A 252-nucleotide genomic window follows, 5' to 3' on the forward strand; every position below is an offset into this window, starting at 1 on the left:
AGTCAGAATATTATCATAAACCTCTGCATCTTTATCACCATTTGCATTATCATAACGAGTTATCATATTTTCAGCTTCTTGATATTTAACTCTTGCATTCTCTAATGCATTATTCAACTCTAGTTGATCAGTTAGTCCTTCCAAAGCCTTAACAGCTTCAAATAGGTGAAGTGACGCCTCCTGAATTCTTTCCTTATCTTGTGGAGAAGGGTTTTCCAATAATGATTTTAAATGTGCTTTTCTCCATTGCAC

Annotated in this window: 1 protein-coding gene; it reads right to left on the reverse strand. The window is 34.5% G+C overall.

Features of this window, described 5'->3' with window-relative positions:
• Positions 1–252: hypothetical protein (locus AOA59_RS32300; RefSeq protein ID WP_158235206.1), on the reverse strand; the 252-nt coding region annotated here is incomplete at both ends.

This window comes from Pseudomonas sp. 2822-15, from assembly GCF_002742515.1.
Taxonomy (GTDB): domain Bacteria; phylum Pseudomonadota; class Gammaproteobacteria; order Pseudomonadales; family Pseudomonadaceae; genus Aquipseudomonas; species Aquipseudomonas salomonii.